We start from the raw sequence: 24,263 nt of genomic DNA on the forward strand, positions 1-24,263 counted from the left end.
TCCCTGCCCCTCCCCCACAAGGGGGAAGGGAACGGAGAGAGTGCTGCTGCTGGCCGAACTCTATTTGACGCCACGCTCGCCAATCACAAACCCAAAACAAAAGAGCCGGCCCATCGGGCCGGCTCTCGTCGTCTCAATCCTGCCGCTGCGTCTATTTCACCAGCACGTACTTGCCGTTCTTCACGGTGAGGAGGATGCGCGAGCGGTCGTCGAGGCCGTAGCGATCCTTTTCGGTGAAATTGTAGACGCCCTGGCTGGCGGCTAGCTCCTTCTCCGACAGCAGCGCCTGGCGAATCGCCTCGCGGAATTCCGGCGTGCCGGGCTTCGCCGTCTTGAGTGCCGCCGGGATGACGCGCTTGAGGATCTCGAAGGCGTCGTAGGAATGGCCGGCGAACTGGCTGCGGCTGCTCGGCCCGTATTTGCCTTCATAGGCGGCGTTGAGCGCGAGGCCGGGCTTCTTGGTGGCGGCCTCGTCCGGCTGGTCTTCCGGATCCATCACGGGACCGGCGGCCATCAACACGCCCTCGGCGGCCTTACCCGCGATGCGGATGAAGTCCATGCTGGCGGCACCATGGGTCTGGTAGATCAGGCCTTGGTAGCCACGTTCCCGCAGCTCGGTCTGCGGCAGTGCGGCCGCAGTGCCGGAAGCGCCGATCAGGATGGCGTCCGGATTGGCGGCGACGAGCTTGAGCACTTGACCGGTCACCGACGTGTCGGGGCGAGCGAAGCGCTCCTCGTCGGCGATGGTCATTCCCATCGGCACGCCCTGGGCCTTGAAGTCGTTGAACCAGAGGTCGCCATAGGAGTCGGAATAGCCGATATAGCCGACCGTCTTCACGCCCTTCGACTTCATGTGCTCGTAGAGCACCTTGCCCATGATCGGAATCGGCTGCGGCATCGCCACCGACCACTTCATGCGCTCCGGCGTGATCGGGAAGGGCGCCAGGCCGAAATGTGGAATGCCGACTTCGTTGGCGACGTTGGACACCGCGATGGTCGGCGGCGTCAGCGCCGAGCCCATGATGATATCGGCCTTGGATTCGGTCACGAAGCGGCGGGCGTTGGTGGTCGCAGTGGTGGGATCGCCGCCGTCGTCGAGCACGATCACCTTCAGCGGCACGCCGCCGATCTCCTTCGGCACGAACTCCAGCGCATTGCGCTCGGGAATGCCCAGCGCTGCGCCCGGGCCGGTCGTGGTCGTGGTGATGCCGATGGTGATCTCGGCGGTCTGGGCCAGCGCGGGCACGGCCGGCAGCGCAAGCGCGGCCGCGGTCACGGCGGCAGTCAGGTAAAAGCGTTTCATCTATTCCTCCCTTTATGTGTTTCTTTGAAAGCAGAAATCGGGGGGTAATTCAGCCCCCTCTTTTGGTGATGTGGCGATTTAGCTTCGGGCCTCGCTCCCGGTGAATTTGGCTACCATTTCCGCGGGAAATGGTGCCGATTTCAGTTTGTCGGGGTTAACGGGGTCGCGGCCGACAAGGACGCGGGTCTCGAAACCCTCGATCGCCAGCGCCTCGCCCTTGTAGACGTTGTGCTTCACCTCGAAGCTCGAGCGCTTGATGCTCTCGACCTTCGTTTCGATGGTGATCCAGTCGCCGTAAGTCGAGGGGATGTAGAACTTGGCACGGGTGTCGACCATGGGAATGCCGACCAGGCCGTATTTGCGGACCAGGTCCTGCTTTGAGAAGCCGGCGACTTCGAACAGGGTCGACGTCGAATCGTCGAACATCGCGAAATAGCGCGGGTAATAGACGATGTTGGCGGGGTCGCAGTCACCCCACTGGATCTGGACGTCGCGCCGGTTCACGAACATATGTCGCGCCCTATTTCGGCGCCATGCGCAGCGAGCCGTCGAGGCGCACCACTTCGCCGTTGAGGTAGGAATTCTCGACCATGTGCAGGGCGAGTGCCGCGAACTCGTCGGCGTGGCCGAGCCGGCGCGGGAACGGGATTGCGGCGGCTAGCGAGTCCTGGGCTTCCTGCGGCAGGTTGGCGAGCAGCGGGGTGAGGAACAGGCCGGGCGCGATCGTCAGCACGCGGACGCCGAACTGCGCCAGCTCGCGCGCGATCGGCAGCGTCATGCCGACGATGCCGCCCTTCGAGGCCGAATAGGCCGATTGCCCGATCTGGCCGTCATAAGCGGCAACGGAAGCCGTGTTGATGATGACGCCGCGCTCGCCGGTGGCCTGCGGCTCGAGCTTGGACATCTCGTTTGCGGCAAGGCGGAGCATGTTGAAGGTGCCGATCAGGTTGACCTTGATCACCTTGTCGAAATCCGCGAGCGCCATCGGGCCGTCGCGGCCGACGACGCGCTTGGCAACGCCGATGCCGGCGCAATTGACCAGCACGCGCGCAGGTCCATGGGACTTCGTCGCCTGGGCGATCGCAGCCTCAGCGGAAGCCGCATCGGAAACATCGCAGGTCACGGCGACGCCCTTGATCTCGGCGGCCACGGTTTCCGCGAGCTTGGCATTGAGATCGAACACCGCGACCCTGGCGCCCTGCGCCGCCAGCTTTCGCGCGGTCGCCGCGCCCAGTCCCGACGCGCCGCCCGTGACGATGACAGCCTGATCCTTCAACAACATGGCGTTCTCCCTGGTGCGACGTTTTCTTACCCGACCGATATCACACGGTCCGATGGATTGGCAGCGTAGAGCTCCTCGATCAGCAGGCTGCGATGCTCGAGCACCGCGCGCTGGTTGATCGAGCCCTTGTCGGTGACCTCGCCCTTGTCGATCGAGAGTGGCGTGTCCAAGAGGATCGCGCGCGTGATCCGCGTCGAGGATCCGGTGGCCGCGCCGAGAAAGCGGGTCAGCCGTTCGCGAAAGGCCTCGCGCACCAACCGGTCGCGGGTCGCGACGACGAGGTCGTCGGTCGGCAGCGTCGGGTTGATCAGCCGGCAGCCGTCGAGATCGAGCACGACGAGCGCGGAGACCTCGTCACGGTTGATGCCGGCGATGACGACGTCGCGCACCAGCGGTGCGCAGGCCGCAACGAAGCGCGCGCGCAACGGGCCGACGCTGACCCAGGTGCCGCTGCCGAGCTTGAAATCCTCACCGATGCGGCCGTCGAAATCGAAGCCGCTATTGAGATCATCGGGATCGACGGGCTTGAGTGCATCGCCGAGCTTGTAGAAGCCTTCTTCGTCGAACGAACTTGCGGTGATGTCGGGCTGGCGCCAGTAGCCGGGCATCACGTTCGGCCCCTTGCAACGAACTTCCATCTTGCCGTTGTTCGGCACCAGCTTGGCGTCGTTGCCGGATACGGGAAGCCCGACATGGCCGGAGCGGCTGGTCCGCGGGTTGACCGACATGAAGAACGGCGCGGTCTCGGTTGCACCGAGGCCGGTCAGCATCGGCACGCGGTAGCCTTTTTCCTTCACCGCGAGCTCGTCGAGGCTGTTCCAGACGAACGGCGACAGGGCCGCGCCCGAGAAGAACATCGCGTGCAGCCGGTCGAAGAATTTTGCGCGCAGCCCTTGGTCGTCGCGCAGATAAGGCAGCAGCGACTCGTAGCCCTTGGGCACGTTGAAATAGACCGTCGGCGAAATCTCCTGGAGATTGCGCACGGTCTCCTCGATGCCTCCCGGCACCGGCTTGCCGGCGTCGAGATACATCGAGCCGCCATTGTAAAGCGTCAGCCCGATGTTGTGGTTGCCGCCAAAAGTGTGATTCCAGGGCAGCCAGTCGATGATGACGGGCGGCTCGTCCTTGAGGAAGGCGAGCGTCTCGCGCAGCATCACCTGGTTGGCGCAGATCATGCGCTGGGTGTTGATGACCGCCTTGGGGTTGCCGGTCGAGCCCGAGGTCAGCAGGAATTTCGCGATGGTGTCGGGGCCGATCTTGCCGTGGACCTCGTCCAGATCGCCGCGGATTGGCGTTGCCATGAGGTCGGCGAGCAAGGTGACGTCGCGGCCCGGCACATGGCCGTAGGACGCGGCGATCTCGGTGCCGAGCGAGACGTTGGCCGCGAGCGCGTCGGCGAACTTGTCGGCGTCCTCGGCGAAGACGAGGCCGGGCGTCAGCAGCTTCATCAGGTAGGAGAGTTTGCCGTAATCCTTGGATACCAGCGAATAGGCCGGCGACACCGGGCAGAACGGAATGCCGGCATAGAACGCGCCGAACGCCAGCAATGCGTGGTCGATCGAATTGCCGGAGAGGATGACGACCGGCCGCTCCGCCGACAGCCCGCGCGCAATGAGCCCTGAGGCGATGTGCCGGCTCGCGGCGAGCAGCTCGGCATAGCTGATCTTGCGCCAGAAGCGGCCACCTTCGCGCTCGGCCATGAAGACGCGATCCGGCGTCGCGCTCGCCCAGTGATGCAGGCGGTCGGTGATGCGGGCCGGATAGTCGCCGAGCGGCTGTTGGGGCCGCAGGTAAATCGTGCCGTCGTCGCGCCGCTCGATGTTGACGACGGGATCGCCGAACGAAATGGGCCGCAGCGGGGAAGTGCTCGCGCCGCGCTCCATGCTGGAAGAGGACGACGGCTGCGCGCTCATGATTTCGGCTTCACCTTTGCGGTCTTGTGTTCGAGGAACTCGCGGATCCTGCGCTTGGCTTCCTTGTCGCTCTGCGCCACCGTTGCCATCAGCGATTCCATCAACAGGCCGGTCTGCGGATTGGCCTCCGCGATCATCGGCAGTGCCTGCAGGACGGCGAAATTCGTCAGCGGCGCGTTGGAGGCGACCTTGGTCGCAAGCTCCATCGCCTTGCCGAGGCCGTTGCCGGCTTCCGTGACATATTGCGCAAAGCCGTAGGAGGTGCCTTCGGTCGCGGAATAGACGCGGCCGGTCAGCATCATGTCCATCATTCTGGCAACGCCGATCAGCCGCGGCAGGCGCACCGAACCGCCGCCACCGACGAAGATGCCGCGCTGCCCCTCCGGCAGCGCGAAATAGGTCGAGGGCTCGGCGACACGGATATGGGCCGCGCAGGCGAGCTCCAGTCCGCCGCCGATCACGGCGCCCCTGAGCGCCGCGATCACGGGCACGCGGCTGTACTGGATACGGTCGAACACCCGGTGCCACATCTGGGAATGGAGAAGGCCGCCGGTGGCGTCATGGTCGGTCAGTTCGGAAAGATCGAGACCGCTGGAGAAGTGGTCGCCGATGCCGTGGATGACGACCGCGCCGATATCCTCGGGCAGGGACGCAAAACACTCGCCGATTTCCAGGATGATGCCGTCGTTGAGCGCATTGCGCTTGGCCGGCCGATTCAGGCCGACGGTCAAAACCCGGTCCGCCCGCTCGATCTTCAAAAGCCCGGAGGCGCCCGCGTCAGCGGTCTCGGCGTTTCCCTGTGTCATTTGCGTCCTTGTCAGAATAGTTATGTTGTATAACGAATTCCGGGGGAGTCAACAAGGGGCTGGGCGCCTCTTGGGCCAGTCAGGCGGGCAAAAGGCGCCTTCCGAACGCGGTGTCGTCCCGGCGAAGGCCGGGATCCATAACCACAGGGAGAAGTTTGGCGAAGACAAGTCGTTCGGTACTCCGACTATCCGCGATCGACAGATCACGCGGTATGGGTCCCGGCCTTCGCCGGAACGACGCGAAGGGCACTGAAGCGTTCACATCACCTGATGCACGTCGATCACCACGCGATCCGCATGCCGCGCTGCTGAACCGACGAAGATGTGCTCCATCAGCCAGCGATACTTCTCATGCCCGGTCTCGAACTTCGGCACGGTGCGGAAATAGATCAGCTTCGGGTCCACCGGCTCGCCGCGCTTGAGTTTTTGCAACAGCTCGACCGGGCCGAAGCGCATGCCCTTGTTCTCGACATAGACGATAGCACCGTCGTCGGTTTCGAACGCGTACTTCGCTTCGAGATCGATCAGCTCATTCGGGCGGATGGTCTGGAAGTCCGCGCCGAACGGCAGCACCTTGCCGGTGATCGCGCCCGTCACCTCGCCGCCGATGATCGGGATGATGCGGCGAATGCCGATGCCGGTCTCGCCGGCGGTGACGACGTCGCCGATGCGTGCGGTAACGGTAAAGACGTATCTGGTTTCCAGCGTCGGCGTGGTCATCGCTTCACCTCATCAATGCGCCATCATCCGCGTCGGCAGCCATGTCGCCAGCAGCGGGAAGGCGATCAGGATCACCAGGCGCACCAGGTCTGTCGCCACGAACGGGATCACGCCCCTGAAGATGGTGGAGAAGGAGACGTCCTTCACCACGCTCTTGATGACAAAGACGTTCATGCCCACCGGCGGATGGATCAGGCCGAGCTCGACCGTCATGACGATGATGACGCCGAACCAGATCGGGTCGAAACCGAGATGCATGATCACGGGGAAGATGATCGGCACGGTGAGGATGATCATCGCCATGGCGTCCATCAGGCAGCCGAGCACGAGATACATCACCATGATCAGCGCCAGCACGCCGTAGGGGCCGAGGCCGAGGCCGGTGAGGAATTCCGTCACCTTCTGCGGGGTCTGCGTCACCGTGAGGAAATAGCCGAAGATCAAGGCGCCGATCAGCACGGTGAACACGGCGGCCGCCGTGCGCGTGGCCTGGAGCAACGAGGCCAGAATCTTCTCGCGGTCGAGCCGGCCGGTCGCCACGCCGATGATGAAGGCGCCGGCAGCGCCGACGCCGCCCGCTTCCGTCGGCGTGAAGCGCGGCAAATAGGGCAGGCCGTAAAGGCCGCCGATCACGAACACGAACAGCAGCACCGGCGCCCAGATGTCCTTCAGGCCGGCGAAGCGCTCGCGCCACGGCAGCACTTGGCCCTTGGGCAAAAAGTCGGGCCGGAAATAGCCGATCAGGAAGATCGTGATCATGTACATGGTCATCGCCAGGATGCCCGGGATGATGCCGGCGATGAACAGCTTGCCGATGTCCTGCTCGGTGATGATGCCGTAGACGGCGAGCACGGTGGACGGCGGCAGCATCGCGCCCAGCGTGCCGCCGGCCGCGATCACGCCGGTCGCAAACGATTGCGGATAGCCGAAGCGGCGCATCTCGGGGTAAGCGACCGCGGAGAAGGTCGCTGCGGTTGCGACCGAAGAGCCGCAGATCGCGGCAAAGCCGCCGCAGGCACCGACGGTGGCGATGCCGAGCCCGCCGCGCAAATGGCCGACAAAGCCGTTGGCGGCGCGGAACAGCTCGCGGCTCATGCCGGAATTGCTGACGAAGGAGCCCATCAGAAGAAACATCGGAATGACGCCGAAGGTGTAGTCGGTCACCGTGCGCATCGAGGTCTGGCCGACCAGCTTCAGCGCCGGCGTGGCGCCGACGAGATAGGAGAAGCCGGAGACGCCGACAAGGCCCATGGCCATGCCGACCGGCACGCGCAGCAGCATCAGGGCAAACAGGGAAACAAAGCCGATAACGGCGACGGCATCGGTGCTCATGATCACTCCGTCGCCTTCAGCTTGGGGTCGTGCATTTCTTCGGGATGGAAGATCAACCGGTAGGTGCGGATCGCGATCAGGAGCACGGCCGAGACGTCGCCGATCCAGGCGATCGCGAAGAACGGCCAGGTCGGCATGTGCATGTCGAAGGTCTGGACGTTGTCGTTGTAGGTGCCGCGCACCTTGTCGAACAGCGTCCAGGTCTGCACCGTCACCACGAACAGCAGCACCAGTGTCGCGAACACGTCGATCCAGCGCTGGTAGCGCGGCCCGACATTGCCCCAGACCAAATCGACCGTGATGTGGGTGCCGCGATAGGAGGTCGCGGCGATGCCCCAGAAGATGAGGATGCCGAGCAGCATGCGGCCGATGTCGAAGCTATCCGGGATCGCGTAGTTCAGCGTGTTGCGCAGCAGCACCGACAGGAAGATGTCGAGCGCGACGATGCCGACGAAAGCCGCGGCGATCCATTCGATCGAATCGATAACGCGATCCATCCAGCTGCGCTTCATGGAGTGGTCCTAAGTGATGTCATTCTCGTTCCCGACCCGGCTGCTGCTCTTCGCCTCTCCCCGCGTGCGGGGAGAGGCCGCATCGCATCGTAGATGCGATGCGGGTGAGGGGGACTCTCCACGAGTCCATCTCTCACTATTTTTGCGGAAGCAGCCCCTCACCCCAACCCTCTCCCCGTAAGGACGGGGAGAGGGGGAGGAGAGACCGATCGCGTCGCAGCGTCACTCCGCCAGCGCGTTGTACTTCTTCAGCGACGCCTTCAGCTCGCTAAGCGCCGCGTCCGGATCCGCGCCGGCCTTCTTCGCGCCGTCAGTCCAGGTCTTCACCAGCGGCTCGGCGGCCTTCTTCCAGGCGGCGGTCTGCTCGGGCGTCAGCTTGTAGACCTCGTGGCTGGACTCCGCCTTGACCTTGTCGATGCCGGCATCCTCGAACTTGCCCCAATGCTCGCCGACCACACCGGCCATCTCGACCGTGCAATTCTTGTCGATCGCGGCCTTCTGCTTGTCGGACATCGCGTTGTACTTGTCCTTGTTCATGACGAACACGAACGTCGTGGTGTAGAGCGGCGCCTCCATGTCGTATTTGGTCACCTTGTCGATGCCGAACAGCACCAGCGATCCCCAGGGGAAGGTGACGCCGTCGGCGACGCCGCGCTCGATGATGTCGCGCACTTCCGGCGCGGAGGATTGCACATTGGTGCCGCCCAACGAGGTGACGAAATTCGCCATGGTGGCGTGGGCGGGGCGGATCTTGAGGCCCTTCACGTCCTCCGGCATTACGATCTTCTTGGTGCGGGAGTGAAAGGAGGAGGGCGAATGGACGAAGGCGAGGCAGTATTTGACGTCCTTCATCTCCTTCTCGGCGTATTTGCGATACCAGGCGTCCAGCCCCATCGAGCCGCCCTTGGCGTCCGAGATCAGGAACGGCAGCTCGCCGGCGCCGATGATCGGGAAACGGCCGGGCTGGTAGCCGGGATTGACGTAGGTGACGTCGGCGATGCCGTCGCGCGCCATGTCGTAATGGTCGAAGGCCTTGCCCATCTGCTGGGCCGGGAACACCTTGCCCTTGATGGTGCCGCCGGAATCCTTCTCGACCGCGGCTGCCCAGTCCTCGAGCGATTTCTGCAGCGGATGCGAGGCCGGCACCCAGTGCGAGATCTTCAAATCGAAGGTCTTGTCCTGCGCGAACGCAGGGCTCACGCTTGCGGCCAGCAGCAACGCCAGACAGGCTTTCCTCATCACGCGTCTCTCCCTCTTTTGACGGCGGGCTTCGATGGCCCGGTCTCGTTAATTAACATGTTATCTAATTGGCCGGCGCGTTCAAGCCGGAACTGGCGCGGCGTGCCGCCGCGCACTCCCCTTTTGCCCAACCGTTATATGATATAATTATCGTGCGCGGACGGCTGCGACAAGCGAGCCGCGACGAAAGCCTACAGGATCGGGAGGAGCAAGTATTGCGGACAAAAGTCGCAATCATCGGGGCCGGGCCGGCTGGATTGTTGCTTGGGCAACTGCTGCACCGTTACGGCATCGACAATGTCATTCTGGAGCGGCAGAGCCCGGACTATGTGCTCGGCCGCATCCGTGCCGGGCTGCTGGAGGAGGGGACTGTCGGGCTGCTCGACCAGATCGGCGCCGGCGCGCGGGCGCATGCCGAAGGCCTGGTGCATGAAGGGATCGAGCTCGCCTTCTCGGGGCGCCGGCACCGCATCGACATGAAGGCTGCGACCGGCAAGACGGTCATGATCTACGGCCAGACCGAGGTCACGCTCGACCTGATGAATGCGCGCAACGCCGCCGGTCTCACCTCGGTCTACGAGGCCAGGGACGTGCAGCCGCATGATTTCGACGGCAGTCACCCGCGCGTAACCTACGTGAAGGATGGCGTCACCCACACCATCGATTGCGATTTTATCGCCGGCTGCGACGGCTTTCACGGCGTCAGCCGCGCCAGCGTTCCGGCTTCGGCGATCGAGGAGTTCGAGCGCATCTATCCGTTCGGCTGGCTCGGCATCCTCTCCGAGACGCCGCCGGTCAGCCACGAGTTGATCTATTCCAACCACGCCCGCGGCTTTGCGCTCTGCACCATGCGTTCGACCAAACGCAGCCGTTACTATGTACAGTGTGCGCTCGACGACCATGTCGACCAATGGCCCGACGACCGCTTCTGGGACGAGCTCAAGCGCCGCCTCGACCAGGACGCCGCCGATAGCCTGATCACGGGACCCTCGATCGAGAAGAGCATTGCGCCGCTGCGCAGCTTCGTCGCCGAGCCGATGCGCTTCGGCAGGATGTTTCTGTGCGGCGATGCCGCCCATATCGTGCCGCCGACCGGCGCCAAGGGGCTGAACCTGGCCGCGAGCGACGCGCATTATCTGTCGAGCGCGTTCCGCGAGTTCTACGATGAAAAATCCAGCGCCGGCATTGACGGCTATTCGGCGAAGGCACTGGCGCGGGTCTGGAAGGCCGTGCGCTTCTCCTGGTGGATGACCTCGATGCTGCACAAATTCCCCGACACCGGCACGATCGGCGCGCGCATCCAGCTCGCCGAGCTCGACTATGTCACGCAGTCGCAGGCCGCGATGACATCGCTGTCGGAGAATTATGTGGGGCTGCCGTTTTAGGACGGAGCCGTAGGGTGGGTAAAGCGAAGCGTGCCCACCACCGTAGTCTTTCGCGCGAGATGGTGGGCACGGCGCTGCGCACCTTTGCCCACCCCCACGAGTGCTCGCGTCGGCGCCACTCCTTTCAAACACCCGCGCAAATGCCGTTTAAAACTTTGTAGGTGATGCAACCGTCACGTCCCTCGCGTTCAATGGTCGCAGCCACCAATGCGAGACAGACATGACCAGCACCGACATTCCCGCCGGCTTCGAGCCGCATTTCCGCAAAGCCCCGCTCACCGACCCCTGGGAGCCGCTTTACTCCAGGAAGACCGACAACGGCGTCACCGTGGGATTGCGGCTGGCAACACCGCACACCAACGCGCGCGGGCTGATCCATGGCGGCCTGATCGCGGCGCTGGCCGATGCCGCCATGGGCTATAGCTGCGCGCAGGCGACGGGCTGGACCACCTCGTTGGTGACGATCTCGCTGTCGGTCGACTATGTCGGCGCCGGCGAGATCGGCCAATGGCTCGCTGTCGAGGGCGAGGCGATCAAGACCGGGAGCACGATCTGCTTCGCGCAGTGCCTCGCGAAGGCCGACGGCGCCGTGATCGCGCGCGCCAGCGGCACCTTTCGCGTCGTGCCGAAGAAGGGGTGAGGGCGTCACCCGAATTTCCACTCCGCGGTCTCCACCACGAGATCGACGAAGGCGCGCACCTTGGCGGAGAGCAGGCGCGAGGTCGGGTACACGATGTGGATCGGCAGCGCCGGCTGCTCGTATTTCGCCAACACGATTCTGAGCCGCCCGCGCCGCAAGCCTTCGGCGGCCTGATAGGCCAGCACCCGGGTCACGCCGCCGCCGGCCTCGGCATATTGCAGGGCGGCGTCGGCGCTGTTGCTGGCGAAGCGGGGATTCGGCGCCACCTCGATGTCGCGGCCGTTCTGCACGAAGCGCCAGTTCGCGGATGGACCGAAGGCGATGGTCTCGTGTGTAAGCAGTGCCTCCGGCGTCTTCGGCTCGCCGTGGCGCTTGAGATAGCCTGGCGTCGCCACCACGATCCGCCGCATCTCGCCGACCTGGCGCGCGACGAGGGAGGAGTCGGCGAGATGGCCGATCCGCACCGCGACGTCGACGGCATCTTCCACGAGATTGACGAGGTTGTCCGACAGACGCAATTCGCAGGCGACCTCGGGATAGCGCTTGAGGTAGGCGGTCATGACAGGCCCGACATGGAGCCGACCGAAGCCGACCGGCGCCGACACCACCAGCCGCCCGCTCGGCCGGTTGCGCTCCTCCCGTGCCGAGCCGTCGGCTTCCTCGACATCGGCGAGGATGCGACGCGCACGCTCCAGATAACGCGTGCCGACGTCGGTCAGGGTCACTTGGCGGGTGGTCCGCTGCAACAGCCGCGCGCCGAGATGCTCCTCCAGCGCCGCGATCAGCCGCGTTACCGCGGAGGGCGACAGCCGCAGCTTTCGTGCCGCCGGCGCGAAGCCGCGCAAATCGGCGACGGTGACGAAAACATGCATGGCTTCAAGGCGGTCCATGGCATTATTGCATATAACGCAATGATGAAGTGTCAAGTGGCCTGATTGTTTTAGCCGGCGGGAGGTCCATCTTAGGTCGCGAAGACGCAAGGACGCGCCGGGATTTCAGGAGATGGTCCGATGACGGCAACTCACACCTACGCCAGCGACGTGGCATTCACGCCGGCGGTGAAGTCGATCCAGACCCGAAAGGGATCACGCGAAGGCTATGCGCATGCCGAGCAGCGCGGCTGGCGCACCGAGGTCGATGAAAACCTCGCGGCGTTCCTTACCGACGCCAACAGTTTTTATCTCGCCACGGCCTCGGCCGACGGCCAGCCCTACATCCAGCATCGTGGCGGCCCGAAGGGCTTCTTGAAGGTGCTGGACAAGCAAACGCTGGCTTTCACTGACTATGCCGGCAATCGTCAATATATCACCCAGGGAAACCTGTCCGAAAATCCCAAGGCCTACATCTTCGTGATGGACTACGCCCATCGCCGCCGGGTGAAGATCTGGGGCGAGGCGCGGGTGGTCGAGGACGACGAGGCGCTGACGACATCGCTGATGCCGAAAGGCTATCGCGCGCGGCCGGAGCAGGTGATCCTGTTCAAGATCGAAGCGTGGGACACAAACTGCCCGCAGCACATCCCGCAGAAGTTCGATGCTGGCGATGTGGCCGCGGCGTTGGCGGCAAGGGATACGAGGATTGCGGAGCTGGAGGCGGAGGTCGCGGCGCTGAAGGGGAGAAGGCGGCTGGAGTGTCGTAACGAGCCGCTCGCCTACCCTCCCCTGGAGAGGAGTTATAATTTTGTTGCACTGGATGAAGTGCTATCTTCCCCACAACGCAGGGTGGCAATCGCCGCCAATGACCAGGGGAAACCGTCCGATGAGCCAGTTGGAAATTAGAGCGCTTGAGACTCACTTTGAGGGCTTCAAACAAGACCGTTATCCGGCCTTACCCGTGTCTGAGGCGTTTGAGCGATTTACGACTGTACAAATCCTCAAGGACGAGGACCTAAACGACGACGAACTCGAGTCGGGGATTCTGGGAGGCGGCGACGATGGCGGCATCGATGGGATGTACTTCTTTGTAAACAGGAATCTCGTTCAAGATGAAGCCGACCTGCCAACTGACGCGATTTCAGCGCGCCTCGTTATCGTGCAGGCTAAGTATGAAAGCGGATTTGGAGAGAATGCGATTGTAAAAATGGAGGCGTTTGCTCGCGATTTGCTTGATTACTCTCGGAACGTGGATGGCATGACTTATCTCAGCGCTGGCGTTCGCGACACAATTCGCAACTTTCGCACCAGCTACGACAAAATCTTGGGCAAGAAGCACTCTATGGCGGTTGCGTTTGCGTATGCCAGCAAGAGTGACCAACTACCAAATCCTAAAGTCGTCTTGCGCGTAGAGAATCTAAAGGCATACGTGCGCGATCAGATTTCCTATGCCAAGTTTGAGTTTGAATTCTGGGATTGCCGCAGGCTGTTGATAGCCGCGCGACGCAGTCCAGCTACGACTGAAACCATCGACTATGTGAAAGAGTTTACGACTAACGACGGATCAGCGGTCTGTCTGGTCAAGCTCGGGAGCTTGGCCTCCCTGCTGCGGGACGAAAACGGCGAGATTCGTCGCCCGCTATTGGAGCCAAACGTTAGGGATTACCAGGGCGAGAAGAATCCAACGAACACTGCAATTCGCGAAACTCTCGGTGAGCAGAACCAACCCGAATTCTGGTGGCTGAACAATGGCGTTACCGTTCTTGCGAAGAACTGTGCGGTTACAGGCGGTAAGCTAATTGTTGAGCGTCCAGAAGTGGTAAATGGATTGCAGACTTCCTACGAGATTTTTCAACATTTTAAGAGCCAGCCCGATAAGGCTGATAATCGCACTGTTCTGATCCGCGTGATTGTTCCTCCTAACGAACAGATGCGGACAAAAATCATTCGAGCAACAAACTTGCAGACACCCACTAGCGACGTTTCGTTGCACGCAACAGACCCCATACACTTCGACATTGAGGAAAAATTGCGCCTTTATCAACTCTTCTATGAACGTCGGAAGGGTGAATACCGCGAGGCGAAAAAGCCCGCAGACTCGATTATCAGCATGCAAACGCTAGCGCGGGCTGTCATTGCAGTTGTGCTTCAGCAACCGAATAACGCATACGCAACACCATCGCGCGTACTCAAAAACAAGAACAGCTTTGGTCAGATTTTCAACCATGCATACAATCGCGATCTTTATGTTGTCTGCATGCTGATCCAGAGACAGGTTGAAAAGTATCTGGTCGCGCGCGGCGCTGAACTGAAAGATGTCCGGTCTATTATACGCTACTACGTAACGATGGCGGTGATTTGCACATTGCTAAATAAAATTGACCCTCCCACCGACAAGGAGTTGGCCGACTTACTTCCAACGGCGCAGAAGGGGGTTGGCGAGAAGGTGCTTGAAGAAAACACCGACCTCGTTTTGAAGGTCTATGAGAAGGAGGGCGGTACTGAGACTATCGCCAAGGGACCTGAGATGACCGCAACTCTCAAAAAATGGATAGGAGACAAGTTCACTGGTCAGGGAGTGTTCGCGTGAGGCCGGATGATAAAGATCAGTATGACGAAGGACAGGCGGCGTAGGGCCGCGATGAGGTAATCCGCCGCATGGCGAACATCCCACCGCAGCCGAAAACTATTCCTCAACCCTCCCCTCCAGAGGAGGGTAAGATCACAACCCGCTCGCGGCTTCGTGCTGGAAGCCGAGATAGCTGGCGGCAACGCGCTCGTTTGCCGCGATGTCGCTGGCCTTGCCACTGAGCACGAACTCGCCGAGCTCCATGACATAGGCCTGATCCGCGATCTTGAGCGCGGCCTGCGCGTTCTGCTCGACCAGCAGCACGGAGACGCCGGCGGCGCGCAGTTCGGTGACGATGCGGAAAATGTCGGCGACGATGATCGGGGCGAGGCCGAGGCTCGGCTCGTCCAGCATCAGAAGCTTGGGCTCGCCCATCAGTGCGCGGCCCATCGCGAGCATCTGCTGCTCGCCCCCGGAGAGCGTGCCGGCGAGCTGCTTGCGCCGCTCCTTGAGCCGCGGAAACAGCGTGTAGACCCGCTCCACCGAGGTTTTCGCCTTGCTTCTCTCGATGCGGAAGGCCCCCAACTCGAGATTGTCCTCGACATTCATGGTCACGAACAATTCGCGGTGCTCGGGAACGAGGCCAAGTCCCATGGCGACGCGGTCCTCGATGTCGAGCCGCGACAGATCCTGACCTGCGAATGAAACGCGCCCCTTCAGCGGCAAGATGCCCATGATGGCGGAGAGCAGCGTGGTCTTGCCGGCGCCGTTGGCGCCTACGATGGTGACGATCTGGTTCTGGCCAACTTCGAGCGAGACCGAGCGCACGGCCTCGACCTTGCCATAGGCGACATGGGCGTCGGCGACGGACAACAGCGCGCTCATGCCGCCACTCCGAGATAGGCCTTGATCACTTCGGGATTGGTCTTGATCGTGGCCGGCGTTCCTTCCGCGATCTTGGTGCCGAAATCGAGCACCACGATGCGGTCGGCAAGGTTCATGACGAAGCCCATGTCGTGCTCGACCAGCAAGACGCTCATGCCGCCGTCGCGCAGCTCCCGCAGCAGGCTCGCGAGCCGCTGCTTCTCCATGTGGCGCAGGCCGGCGGCCGGCTCGTCGAGCAGCAGCAGCATCGGATCGACGCACAACGCACGAGCGATCTCGACGATCCGTTGCTGTCCCAGCGAGAGCGAGCCCGCGAGCTGATGCATCTGCTCGCCCAGTCCGACGCGCTCGATCTGGCGAGCGGCTTCGGCGAGCAGCTTTGCCTCATCAGTGCGGTCGAGCCGCAGCATCGAGGAGATCGGCCCGGAATGGCCGCGCAGATGCGCGCCGATTGCGACGTTTTCCAGCACGGTCATGTCAGGCACCAGCTTGACGTGCTGGAAGGTGCGGGAGATGCCGAGCTTGACGATCTCCTGCGGCGGCGCCCTGTCCACCTTGTTGCCGAGCACGGAGATCGAGCCCGAGCTGGCCGACAGCACGCCGGTGATCAGGTTGAAGGTGGTGCTCTTGCCTGCGCCGTTGGGGCCGATCAGCGCGACGATCTCGCGAGCCTGAACGTCGAAGGAGACGTTGTTCACCGCGACCACGCCGCCAAATTGCTTCCGCGCCTTCTCGACCTGAAGCAGGACGCTGGATTGGCCGGGGGAGCGGGTGCGCTGCTCCAGTTTCAACGAAGTGTCCGGCTTCTTGCCATTGGTGCGCTGGGGCAGGAACGACATCAGCCAGGGCCAGACGCCGCCGGGTGCGAGCTGGAGCAGCGCCACCAGCATGATGCCGAACACGATGGTTTCGACCTGGCCGGAGCCGGGCAGGATCAGCGGCAGGTAACTCTGCAGCACTTCCTTCAGGACCACGACGAGCGCTGCGCCCAGGACACCGCCCCAGACATAGCCGGCGCCGCCGACCACGGCGATGAAGAGATACTCGATGCCGGCCTGAGCACCGAACGGCGTCGGGTTCACCGCGCGCTGAAGATGGGCGTAGAGCCAGCCGGAGAGGCCGGCGAGCACGGCGGCATGGATGAACACCAGCATTTTTGCCCGCGGCGTGTGCACGCCGAACGCCTCGGCCGCGACATGGCCGCGCCGGAGCGCGCGGATGGCGCGGCCGGTGCGGGAGTCCAGCAGGTTCATCGTGAGCAGCGCCGAGAGGATCACGGCGACCCAGATCGCGTAGTAGATAGAGCCGGGGGAGAGCATTTTGAACGAGCCGATCGACAGCGGCGGGATCGCCGAGATGCCGTCGTTTCTTCCCAAAAATTCCAGCTTGCTGAAGAGATAGAACAAGCCGAGTCCCCAGGCCAGCGTGCCGAGCGGCAGATAGTGGCCGGAGAGACGGACGGTGACGAGGCCGAGCAGCACCGCCAGCAATCCGCTGACCACCAGCGACAGCGGCAGTGTCAGCCAGGGCGACATGCCGTAGGCCGTCGACAGCACCGCGGTGGTGTAGGCGCCGAAGCCGACAAAGGCCGCTTGTCCAAACGAGGTCAGGCCGCCGACGCCGGTGAGCAACACGAGACCCATCGCGACGAGGGCCGCGAGGCCGATATTGTCGAGCAGCACGATCCAGAACGGGGGCATGCCCGGAACAAACGGGATCGCCGCCATGACAGCTGCGAAGATGAGGATGGGGAGCCGGCTCTGCATCTTGGCGTCAGTCCTTTTCTTCCTCGACCGCAGGCGCCGCGAGCGAGCGCAGCAGCAGCACGGGAATCAAGAGCATGAAAACGATCACCTCCTTGTAGTTGGAGGCATAGAAGGACGAGAACGCCTCGACGATGCCGACGACCAGCGCCGCGACGGCGGTGAGGGGATAGCTGACAAGCCCGCCGATGATGGCGGCGACAAAGCCCTTGAGGCCGATCAGGAAGCCGGAGTCGTAATAGAGCGTCGTGATCGGCACGATCATGATGCCCGACAGTGCGCCGATGACGGACGCCAGCAGGAAGGCGATCTGCCCGGACAGCGTGGTGCGGATGCCGACGAGCCGGGCACCGAGCCGGTTCACGGCGGTCGCGCGCAGCGCCTTGCCGTAAAGTGTCAGCCCGAAGAACAGCCACAGCCCGACGATGAAGGCGATGGTAATGCCATAGACCGTGATGCTCTGGCCTGTGAAGCGCAGCGCGCCGGCGGTGAAAGAGCCGGACAGCACGGCAGGTCCGCGCTGGCCTTCGGCGCCGAAGAACAAAAGGCCCAAACCCTGAAGTGCGAGGTGGACGCCCACCGAGGCGATCAGCAGCACCAGCACCGAAGTGTGCGCCAGCGGCTGGAATGCGATGCGGTAGAGAAACAGGCCGATCATCGCCACGATCGCCAGCGACAGCGCGATGCAGACCGCAACCGGCGGCTTCTGAGCGGCGTAGTAGACGGTCAGCGCCAGCACGACGGCCGGCAGCACGATGTTGGTCAGGATGCTGCGCAGGACCAGGCGCCCGTGCAACGCCTTGCGCGCGGCGAACAGGTCGAACGCGAAGGCGCCAATGCCGAGGGCGAGCGCGAGTTTCGCGGTCCCTGGCATCTGGCCCGCGGCCAGCGAGGCATAGGTCAGCGCGCCATAGGTGACGAATTCGCCTTGGGGGATGAGGATGACGCGGGTGACGGCGAACACCAGCACCAGCGCCAGGCCGAGCAGCGCATAGATCGCGCCATTGGTAATGCCGTCCTGCAGCAGGAACAGCATGATGGTGGTATTCAAGACCGGACGCTCCCCCTCAAAGATTCAGGACCGGTCCCCTGATTATGGTGGACGGTCCGCTCACAGCCATTGAACAGCGCTGACGATATTTGATATGGTCCATAACAATTATCAAATATAACATCAAGAGTGGCGAACGATCCTCCCGAACTTAACGGGATTGCGAGCATGAGGCGATGACCGTTTCCAAAACCGCTGAAAAGTCCTCTGAAAAACCCGCCGAGACCGCCAAGGGCCGCAAGGACGCGCCCGACGGGCCTGGCGAAGCCCTCCAGCTCGGCGAGCTCTCGGAGCAGCTCGGCTATGTCCTGAAGCGGGCACAGCTCAAGGTGTTCGAGAATTTCCTCCGCTGCGTGGCCTCGCTCCAGCTCACGCCGGCGCAGTTCTCCGTGCTGCTGCTGGTCGAGAAAAACCCCGGCCGTAACCAGACCGAGATCGCCTCCACCCTCGGTATCCTGCGCCCGAACTTCGTCGCCATGCTCGACAATCTCGAGAGCCGCGACCTTTGCGCGCGGATCCGCTCCACCAACGACCGCCGCTCGCACATCCTGGTGCTGACCGACAAGGGCAAGGCCGTGCTGGCCCGCGCCAAGAAGCTCGTCGCCACCAAGCACGAGGCCCGGCTGAACGAGCTGCTCGGGCCGTCCAACCGCGAAGCCCTGCTCGGGATGCTCTCGAAGATCGCCAACGAGTTTTGACGCTTTCATTGCCCCGGCGACCGGGCATCAAATCCTGAATCGCGGGCGAGCTGGCGGTTACGCCGCAGCGAACCGGTCGGGCATGGCAGGTGTTTTCGCCGACAGGAAGCGGCGCTCGATTTCCAGGGCGGGCAAGGGAGGGCTGAACAGATAGCCCTGCATTTCCGTGCAGCCCTCCGCTGCGATCCGGTCCCGTTGCTCCGCGGTCTCCACCCCCTCCGCCGTCGTCGTCATGCCCATTCCGCGCGCCAGTGCCGCCACCGCCCGCACGATGCTGAGGGATGCCGCATTGTTTTCCACGCCGCTGACGAAAGACCGGTCGATCTTGATCTTGTCGAAGGGGAAGCATTGCAGATAGGTCAGTGACGAATAGCCGGTGCCGAAATCGTCCATGGCAACCTTGATGCCCAGCGCGCGAAGCTGGTGCAGGGTCGTCAGCGTCCCGTTCCCGTCCTGCAGCAGAACGCTTTCCGTGATTTCGATCTCCAGCCGCCGCGGATCGAGGCCGGAGGCCGCCAGCGCGCCGACGATCACCTCCGTCAGGCCCGGCTGGCGGAATTGCACCGCCGAGATGTTGACGGCGACGTGCAGATGGTCCGGCCACCGGCTTGCAGTGGCACAGGCCTGCCGGATCACCCATTCGCCGATCGGCACGATCAGGCCGATCTCTTCCGCAAGCGGGATAAAGCTGTTCGGCGCGACCAGTCCGCGCCCTGGATGTCGCCAACGGATCAAGGCTTCGAAGCCGCTGATGTCGCCGCCGTCGGTCTTCACGACCGGCTGGTAGTGCAGTTCGAACTCGCCGGCGGCAAGTCCGTTGCGCAGGTCCTGCTCCAGCGCGCGACGGCTTTGGGCCGCTTCGCCCATGGCCGGTTCGAAGAAGCAGTGCATGCCGCGGCCGTCGCTTTTGGCGCGATACAGTGCCAGATCGGCATTGTGCAGGAGTTGCTCGGGCGTCGAGCCGTCGCCGGGCGCGATGGCGATTCCGATGCTCGCGCCCACAAGAGCCTGATGTCCGTCGAGCCCGAACGGAGCACTCAGGGTGCTGACAACATCACGCGCCAGCGTATCCGCTTCGCTCGAATCGGAAATCGGCAATTGGAGGATGACGAATTCATCGCCACCCATGCGCGCGATCGTATCGCTGTCGCGGGCGAGCTGCTTGAGGCGGCGGCTGACATCCTGCAGCAGCATGTCGCCGGCCTGGTGGCCCAGGGTGTCGTTGATGGCCTTGAACTTGTCGAGATCGATGTGGTGGATCGCGAACATCCCGCCCTGTGCGAGCGCCTGCTTGAGGCGCTGACCGAGCAGGGCGCGATTGGCGAGATCCGTCAGCGCGTCGTGGTGCGCCATATGCGCGATCTGCAATTCCGCCTTGCGCTGCTCGGTGATGTCTTCGTGGGTCGCGACCCATCCGAGATCGGGCATCGGTCGGTGCCTGATCTTGAAGGTTCGCCCGTTCCGCATCTCGACGATGCTGTCCATGGCCTCGGCCGACGTGGCGACATCGGTCCGCCATGTGGCGTATTCCTCCCGCGTCATCGCCGGCACGCTGCCGGCTTCGAAGCGCAGGTCGAGGATCTCCTGGAGCGGCGTGCCCGGACGAACGCGGTCGGGCGGCAGGCCGTACATTTCGATATAATGCGTGTTGCAGACCAGCAGCCGATGGTCGGCGCTGAAGAAGCAAAGTCCCTGCGACATGTTGTTGATCGCAATGTCGAACTGAAAATTACGTTCCTGTAGCCGCGCACTGAGCTCTTCGCGCTCTGTAATGTCCTCGTGCGTCGCCATGCCGCCGCCGTCGGGCAGGGGATGGATAGTGTAGGCGATGATTCGTCCGTCGGCGAACTGCTGGACCGTCTGCTCGCTGACGACCGAACCCTCGGTGCGGGCACGGACATAGGCGCCGGCTTCTCCGCCGACGTTCAGGCCCAGTTTGAGCCGATGCTCGATCAGGTCCTTGATCGGCGTGCCCGGGTGCACCTGGTCGGGCGAGAGCGCGTACATCTCGCGGTAGCGCGGATTGCAGAAAATGACCCTGCGGTCACTGCCAAAGAGGATGATCCCGAGCCACAGATTATTGGCGGCGCACTTGAGCAGCTCGCCGAGCACGAGCGGATCAATGCTTGCGACCTCCTGATCACTTTCCGCCATGCACGTTGCCCCCGGGACGACGCGATTAGAGCAGGCGGTGGTGAATGAGCCCAACAATTCGCCCAATTTGGGACATGTTCCTGAAACTGCGGCGAACGCGAGGTTAAGGGCGGCGATGCCCGCCCGTGGAAAAGAGGAAGCCGGCGAGAATTCAGAGATCGTTAACCATGCCGTCCCGCGAACCGCACGTGGCGCCGGCGGGACGGCGATGCCGCCGGATCAGTCGACCAGGATCACCCTGATATCGTTCACATTGGTCAGCGTGGGACCCGGCAGCAACAGGTCGCCCGTCGCCTCGAAGAACGCCGTCGCGTCGTTGTTGTCGAGATAGACCTGCGGCTGCAGCCCCTGCGCCGCCATCTTCGCGAACGTCGCCGCGTCAACCAGCGCGCCGGCGGGGTCGGTGGGATTGCCGGCACCGCCATCGGCGCCGTCGGTGTCGCCAGCGAGCGCGGAGATGTCAGGCGTGCCCTTCAAGAGGCCGGCGAGCGCCAGCGCATATTCCTGGTTCGGGCCGCCGCGGCCATTGCCGCGCACGGTGACCGTGAGCTCGCCGCCGGAGAGGATCGCGACGCGCTTGCCCTGCGCGCGAGCCTGAAGCGCCAGCCTGGCGTGATCGGCGGCAATTTCGCGGGCTTCGCCTTCGAGGTCGGCGCCGAGATCGATCGTCTCGTAACCGGCCTCATGCGCCAGCTTCACCGCAGCGTCGAGCGATTGCTTCGGACGCGCGATCAATTCGAAATGCGCGCGCGCGAACGCGGCATCACCGGGCTTGCAGCTCTCGTTGGCGGGGTCGTCCAGCGCGCGGCGGACGGCATCGTCGATGTCGAGCTTGTACCTGGCGACGATCGCGCGCGCATCATTGAGCGTGGTCGGATCAGGCACGGTCGGACCGGAGGCGATCGCGGAGGGGTCGTCATGCGGCACGTCGGAGATCGCAAGCGTCACGATCTCGGCGGCATTCTTGCCCGCGCGCGCCAGCCGGCCGCCCTTGATCCGCGACAGATGCTTGCGCACGACATTCATCTCGCCGATCGGCGCGCCGGAGCGGAGCAGCGCCTTGTTGACCGCCTGCTTCTGCGCGAAGCTGATGCCGTTGACGGGCGCGATCCAGTTCGCCGAGCCGCCGCCGGTGAGCAGCACCAGGAGCAAATCGTCTGGCCTAGCCTCGGCCGCGAGCGCGAGCGTATCGGCCGCGCCCTTCAGGCCGGCTTCGTCAGGCACGGGATGACCGGCCTCGACCACGCGGATGCGGCGGGTCGGTACGCCGTAGCCGTGACGCGTGGTGGCGATGCCGACGAGGCGCTCCGGGGCGAGCCCGAGCGTGTCGAGATAATGCCGCTCGGCGGCGGCGGCCATCGCGGCCGCGCCCTTGCCGGCGGCGAGGCAGATCACGCGTCCCCTTGGCGCGGGCCGCAGGTGCGGCGCCAGAATCGTGCTCGGATGAGCGGCGGCAACGGCGGCGTCGTAGAGCGCACGGAGCAGGGGGCGTCGGTCGGTCATGACGAAAGGCCTTGAGCGGACAGAAAAGACTGGCGGCAAACGCGCGCCGCTCACCTGCCTACCGCATCATGCGCCAAAGCGTAAGCCGGCTTTGCCGTCATTCGATTGTGCAATCGCGTGATCATAATCGCTGCGCAAGCAAAAACCCCCTGCGCGGCCAGCGCAGGGGGTTTTCATCGTCGCGGGTATCAGGCGGCTAGCCGCCGACGTCGGCGCTGATCACGTCGCCGAACAGCTCCCACTTGTCGCCCTTGAACTTCTCGAGCTGGAGCTGGCTGATCGGCGCGAAGTCGGTCGGGGAGGTGTTGATCTGCACGCCCGGCAGCAGCACTTCGGTGCGGAAGTTCTTCAGGCTGGCGGCCTGCTTCATGACGTTCGCGCGCGTGAGATCGTCACCGCACTGCTTGAGCACTTGGACCAGGGTCTGCGCCACGCCATAGCCGACGATGGTGCCGTGGTCGAGCTTGTCGCCGTCGGGAAAGTACTTGTTCATGAACGCAACGAAGTCTTTCATGCCGGGGTCGCTGTTCCACGCCGGATCCGAAATGTCCTTCAGGTAGTCGGCGGAGATGATGTCCTGCGAGTTCTCGAACCCGGCGGGCTTGAGCACGCTGCCGACGGAGGCCGAGACGTTGTTGAGGAAGTGCAGCGGCTTCCAGCCGATCTCGGCATTCTTCTTGATCGCCTGCGCCGCGAATTTCGGCGTCGTGATGTTCATGAAGACGTCGGCGCCCGTCGACTTCAGCTTGACGATGTGGTTGTCGATGGTCGGCTCGGAGGTCTCATAGCTCTCCTCCATGACGATCATCGACGCAGCCTTGGCGCCGAGGCCGTCCTTCAGGCCCTTGAGATAATCCTTGCCGTAATCGTCGTTCTGGAACAGCACGGCGATCTTGGCATCCGGCTTGTTCTTGAGCAGCCATTTCGCGTAGATCTGCGTCTCGCTCTGGTAGTTGGGCTGCCAGCCCATGGTCCAGGGGAAATCCTTCGGGTCATTCCACTTGGTGGCGCCGGTGGCGACGAACAGCTGCGGCACCTTCTTCGAGTTCATGTATTTGTGGATCGCCGAGTTCGGCGGCGTGCCGAGCGAGTTGAAGATAAACAGCACCTCGTCGCTCTCGACCAGCTTGCGCGCCTGCTCCACCGTCTTCGGCGGCGAGTAAGCGTCGTCATAGGAGATGAAGTTGATCTTGCGGCCGTTGATGCCGCCTTCGTCGTTGATCTTCTTGAAATAGGCGGCTTCGGTCCGCCCGATGATGCCGTAGGCGGAGGCCGGTCCGCTGTAGGGCATGATGTTGCCGATCTTGATCTCGGTATCGGTCGCGCCGGTATCGTATTTCTTCTGGGCCGATGCCGTGGAGGCCGAGGCCGCAATGAGCGCGAGCGCAAGTGACGCGGCCGCAAGTTTGCCGGTGACAGCGGGCATTCCTATCTCCCTATTTTCTTGGTGTGTGTGCGTCCCTTTTCTTGTGTTGCTCGTTTTTGGTGACGCGGCCGCAATTCAATACGATTTACCTGATGCCTACAACAGAAAGCCCCTGCGGCGGGGTCGCAGGGGCTGCTTCTTTAGTAGTCAGGGACGGGCGTGCGTTCGTGTGCGACTGCGAGAAGGTGCATCCGTCTGAGTTGATGAACC

The 24,263-nt window shown here is 63.3% G+C and carries 20 protein-coding genes and 1 pseudogene; 5 read left to right on the forward strand and 16 right to left on the reverse strand.

The window, feature by feature from the left end; translation table 11 throughout:
* Nucleotides 1–151: 151 nt before the first annotated feature.
* The 9 genes from AC0L3C_RS24000 to AC0L3C_RS24040 form a co-directional block, all read right to left on the reverse strand.
* Nucleotides 152–1,303, reverse strand: a complete 1,152-nt coding sequence (locus AC0L3C_RS24000) for an ABC transporter substrate-binding protein (RefSeq protein WP_473264499.1) — start codon at nucleotides 1,301–1,303, stop codon at nucleotides 152–154.
* A 78-nt stretch (nucleotides 1,304–1,381) separates the two neighbouring features.
* Entirely contained in the window at nucleotides 1,382–1,813 is a 432-nt protein-coding gene (locus tag AC0L3C_RS24005; RefSeq protein ID WP_473279425.1) for an acyl-CoA thioesterase, read from the reverse strand.
* A gap of 10 nt (nucleotides 1,814–1,823) precedes the next feature.
* The gene (locus AC0L3C_RS24010; RefSeq protein WP_473264500.1) at nucleotides 1,824–2,585 is read right to left on the reverse strand and encodes an SDR family NAD(P)-dependent oxidoreductase; all 762 of its coding nucleotides are present in this window, start codon (nucleotides 2,583–2,585) and stop codon (nucleotides 1,824–1,826) included.
* 26 nt (nucleotides 2,586–2,611) lie between these two features.
* A complete protein-coding gene (locus AC0L3C_RS24015) occupies nucleotides 2,612–4,498 on the reverse strand; it encodes a feruloyl-CoA synthase (protein WP_473409130.1) in 1,887 nt (628 codons plus the stop codon).
* Nucleotides 4,495–5,304, reverse strand: coding sequence for a crotonase/enoyl-CoA hydratase family protein (locus tag AC0L3C_RS24020; protein WP_007605285.1), 810 nt, complete (start codon nucleotides 5,302–5,304; stop codon nucleotides 4,495–4,497). Before AC0L3C_RS24020 ends, AC0L3C_RS24015 begins: the two co-directional genes overlap by 4 nt.
* 258 nt (nucleotides 5,305–5,562) lie before the next feature.
* The gene (locus AC0L3C_RS24025) at nucleotides 5,563–6,024 is read right to left on the reverse strand and encodes a DUF3237 domain-containing protein (protein ID WP_473264502.1); all 462 of its coding nucleotides are present in this window, start codon (nucleotides 6,022–6,024) and stop codon (nucleotides 5,563–5,565) included.
* Nucleotides 6,025–6,036: 12 nt separating this feature from the next.
* Nucleotides 6,037–7,356: a TRAP transporter large permease gene (locus tag AC0L3C_RS24030; protein WP_473264503.1), complete on the reverse strand. Its 1,320-nt coding sequence runs from the start codon at nucleotides 7,354–7,356 to the stop codon at nucleotides 6,037–6,039.
* Between the two features lie 2 nt (nucleotides 7,357–7,358).
* Nucleotides 7,359–7,868, reverse strand: a complete 510-nt coding sequence (locus tag AC0L3C_RS24035) for a TRAP transporter small permease (protein ID WP_007599673.1) — start codon at nucleotides 7,866–7,868, stop codon at nucleotides 7,359–7,361.
* Between the two features lie 222 nt (nucleotides 7,869–8,090).
* Nucleotides 8,091–9,107 carry a TRAP transporter substrate-binding protein gene (locus tag AC0L3C_RS24040; protein WP_473264504.1) on the reverse strand — a complete coding sequence of 339 codons (1,017 nt, stop codon included), beginning with the start codon at nucleotides 9,105–9,107 and terminating at the stop codon, nucleotides 8,091–8,093.
* A gap of 215 nt (nucleotides 9,108–9,322) precedes the next feature.
* On the opposite strand from AC0L3C_RS24040, the gene pobA reads away from it, so the two are divergent.
* Together pobA and AC0L3C_RS24050 are read left to right on the forward strand one after the other, a co-directional pair.
* Entirely contained in the window at nucleotides 9,323–10,492 is a 1,170-nt protein-coding gene (pobA, locus tag AC0L3C_RS24045) for a 4-hydroxybenzoate 3-monooxygenase (protein WP_473264505.1), read from the forward strand.
* Between the two features lie 220 nt (nucleotides 10,493–10,712).
* Nucleotides 10,713–11,132 carry a PaaI family thioesterase gene (locus tag AC0L3C_RS24050; protein ID WP_007599679.1) on the forward strand — a complete coding sequence of 140 codons (420 nt, stop codon included), beginning with the start codon at nucleotides 10,713–10,715 and terminating at the stop codon, nucleotides 11,130–11,132.
* A 5-nt stretch (nucleotides 11,133–11,137) separates the two neighbouring features.
* Here AC0L3C_RS24050 and AC0L3C_RS24055 read toward each other — a convergent pair whose 3' ends face one another.
* Nucleotides 11,138–12,022, reverse strand: coding sequence for a LysR family transcriptional regulator (locus AC0L3C_RS24055; protein ID WP_473409131.1), 885 nt, complete (start codon nucleotides 12,020–12,022; stop codon nucleotides 11,138–11,140).
* A 120-nt stretch (nucleotides 12,023–12,142) separates the two neighbouring features.
* Here AC0L3C_RS24055 and AC0L3C_RS24060 point away from each other — a divergent pair.
* Together AC0L3C_RS24060 and AC0L3C_RS24065 are read left to right on the forward strand one after the other, a co-directional pair.
* Nucleotides 12,143–12,754: pseudogene (locus tag AC0L3C_RS24060) on the forward strand (pyridoxamine 5'-phosphate oxidase family protein); the annotation flags it as partial.
* A gap of 136 nt (nucleotides 12,755–12,890) precedes the next feature.
* Nucleotides 12,891–14,594: an AIPR family protein gene (locus AC0L3C_RS24065; RefSeq protein WP_473409132.1), complete on the forward strand. Its 1,704-nt coding sequence runs from the start codon at nucleotides 12,891–12,893 to the stop codon at nucleotides 14,592–14,594.
* A gap of 132 nt (nucleotides 14,595–14,726) precedes the next feature.
* Here AC0L3C_RS24065 and AC0L3C_RS24070 read toward each other — a convergent pair whose 3' ends face one another.
* Genes AC0L3C_RS24070 through AC0L3C_RS24080 form a run of 3 tightly spaced genes read right to left on the reverse strand, consistent with a single transcriptional unit; the run spans nucleotide 14,727 to nucleotide 18,272 of the window.
* Nucleotides 14,727–15,458, reverse strand: a complete 732-nt coding sequence (locus AC0L3C_RS24070) for an ABC transporter ATP-binding protein (RefSeq protein WP_473409133.1) — start codon at nucleotides 15,456–15,458, stop codon at nucleotides 14,727–14,729.
* Nucleotides 15,455–17,224: a branched-chain amino acid ABC transporter ATP-binding protein/permease gene (locus tag AC0L3C_RS24075; RefSeq protein WP_473409134.1), complete on the reverse strand. Its 1,770-nt coding sequence runs from the start codon at nucleotides 17,222–17,224 to the stop codon at nucleotides 15,455–15,457. The genes AC0L3C_RS24070 and AC0L3C_RS24075 overlap by 4 nt, the downstream gene beginning before the upstream one ends.
* A gap of 7 nt (nucleotides 17,225–17,231) precedes the next feature.
* On the reverse strand, nucleotides 17,232–18,272 hold the full coding sequence (locus AC0L3C_RS24080) for a branched-chain amino acid ABC transporter permease (RefSeq protein ID WP_473264514.1): 1,041 nt from the start codon (nucleotides 18,270–18,272) through the stop codon (nucleotides 17,232–17,234).
* 176 nt (nucleotides 18,273–18,448) lie between these two features.
* On the opposite strand from AC0L3C_RS24080, the gene AC0L3C_RS24085 reads away from it, so the two are divergent.
* Complete coding sequence (locus AC0L3C_RS24085) at nucleotides 18,449–18,970, forward strand: MarR family winged helix-turn-helix transcriptional regulator (protein ID WP_473264515.1); 522 nt, start codon at nucleotides 18,449–18,451, stop codon at nucleotides 18,968–18,970.
* 57 nt (nucleotides 18,971–19,027) lie between these two features.
* On the opposite strand, the gene AC0L3C_RS24090 is transcribed toward AC0L3C_RS24085, so the two are convergent.
* From AC0L3C_RS24090 to AC0L3C_RS24100, 3 genes are all read right to left on the reverse strand, one after another.
* Nucleotides 19,028–21,124, reverse strand: coding sequence for a putative bifunctional diguanylate cyclase/phosphodiesterase (locus AC0L3C_RS24090; protein ID WP_473409135.1), 2,097 nt, complete (start codon nucleotides 21,122–21,124; stop codon nucleotides 19,028–19,030).
* 219 nt (nucleotides 21,125–21,343) lie between these two features.
* On the reverse strand, nucleotides 21,344–22,627 hold the full coding sequence (locus AC0L3C_RS24095) for a glycerate kinase type-2 family protein (RefSeq protein WP_473409136.1): 1,284 nt from the start codon (nucleotides 22,625–22,627) through the stop codon (nucleotides 21,344–21,346).
* A 196-nt stretch (nucleotides 22,628–22,823) separates the two neighbouring features.
* Nucleotides 22,824–24,053 (reverse strand): ABC transporter substrate-binding protein, encoded by a 1,230-nt coding sequence (locus tag AC0L3C_RS24100; RefSeq protein WP_007599704.1) that lies wholly within the window; start codon nucleotides 24,051–24,053, stop codon nucleotides 22,824–22,826.
* Nucleotides 24,054–24,263: the final 210 nt, after the last annotated feature.

Source organism: Bradyrhizobium sp. WSM4872 (assembly GCF_055811715.1).

Excerpts from the sequence above, each read along its gene's own strand:
- AC0L3C_RS24000 (WP_473264499.1), bottom strand. The coding sequence starts at position 1,303 with ATGAAACGCTTTTACCTGACTGCCGCCGTGACCGCGGCCGCGCTTGCG.
- AC0L3C_RS24005 (WP_473279425.1), bottom strand. The coding sequence starts at position 1,813 with ATGTTCGTGAACCGGCGCGACGTCCAGATCCAGTGGGGTGACTGCGAC.
- AC0L3C_RS24010 (WP_473264500.1), bottom strand. The coding sequence starts at position 2,585 with ATGTTGTTGAAGGATCAGGCTGTCATCGTCACGGGCGGCGCGTCGGGA.
- AC0L3C_RS24015 (WP_473409130.1), bottom strand. The coding sequence starts at position 4,498 with ATGAGCGCGCAGCCGTCGTCCTCTTCCAGCATGGAGCGCGGCGCGAGC.
- AC0L3C_RS24020 (WP_007605285.1), bottom strand. The coding sequence starts at position 5,304 with ATGACACAGGGAAACGCCGAGACCGCTGACGCGGGCGCCTCCGGGCTT.
- AC0L3C_RS24025 (WP_473264502.1), bottom strand. The coding sequence starts at position 6,024 with ATGACCACGCCGACGCTGGAAACCAGATACGTCTTTACCGTTACCGCA.
- AC0L3C_RS24030 (WP_473264503.1), bottom strand. The coding sequence starts at position 7,356 with ATGAGCACCGATGCCGTCGCCGTTATCGGCTTTGTTTCCCTGTTTGCC.
- AC0L3C_RS24035 (WP_007599673.1), bottom strand. The coding sequence starts at position 7,868 with ATGAAGCGCAGCTGGATGGATCGCGTTATCGATTCGATCGAATGGATC.
- AC0L3C_RS24040 (WP_473264504.1), bottom strand. The coding sequence starts at position 9,107 with ATGAGGAAAGCCTGTCTGGCGTTGCTGCTGGCCGCAAGCGTGAGCCCT.
- AC0L3C_RS24050 (WP_007599679.1), top strand. The coding sequence starts at position 10,713 with ATGACCAGCACCGACATTCCCGCCGGCTTCGAGCCGCATTTCCGCAAA.
- AC0L3C_RS24055 (WP_473409131.1), bottom strand. The coding sequence starts at position 12,022 with ATGGACCGCCTTGAAGCCATGCATGTTTTCGTCACCGTCGCCGATTTG.
- AC0L3C_RS24065 (WP_473409132.1), top strand. The coding sequence starts at position 12,891 with ATGAGCCAGTTGGAAATTAGAGCGCTTGAGACTCACTTTGAGGGCTTC.
- AC0L3C_RS24070 (WP_473409133.1), bottom strand. The coding sequence starts at position 15,458 with ATGAGCGCGCTGTTGTCCGTCGCCGACGCCCATGTCGCCTATGGCAAG.
- AC0L3C_RS24075 (WP_473409134.1), bottom strand. The coding sequence starts at position 17,224 with ATGCAGAGCCGGCTCCCCATCCTCATCTTCGCAGCTGTCATGGCGGCG.
- AC0L3C_RS24085 (WP_473264515.1), top strand. The coding sequence starts at position 18,449 with ATGACCGTTTCCAAAACCGCTGAAAAGTCCTCTGAAAAACCCGCCGAG.
- AC0L3C_RS24090 (WP_473409135.1), bottom strand. The coding sequence starts at position 21,124 with ATGGCGGAAAGTGATCAGGAGGTCGCAAGCATTGATCCGCTCGTGCTC.
- AC0L3C_RS24095 (WP_473409136.1), bottom strand. The coding sequence starts at position 22,627 with ATGACCGACCGACGCCCCCTGCTCCGTGCGCTCTACGACGCCGCCGTT.
- AC0L3C_RS24100 (WP_007599704.1), bottom strand. The coding sequence starts at position 24,053 with ATGCCCGCTGTCACCGGCAAACTTGCGGCCGCGTCACTTGCGCTCGCG.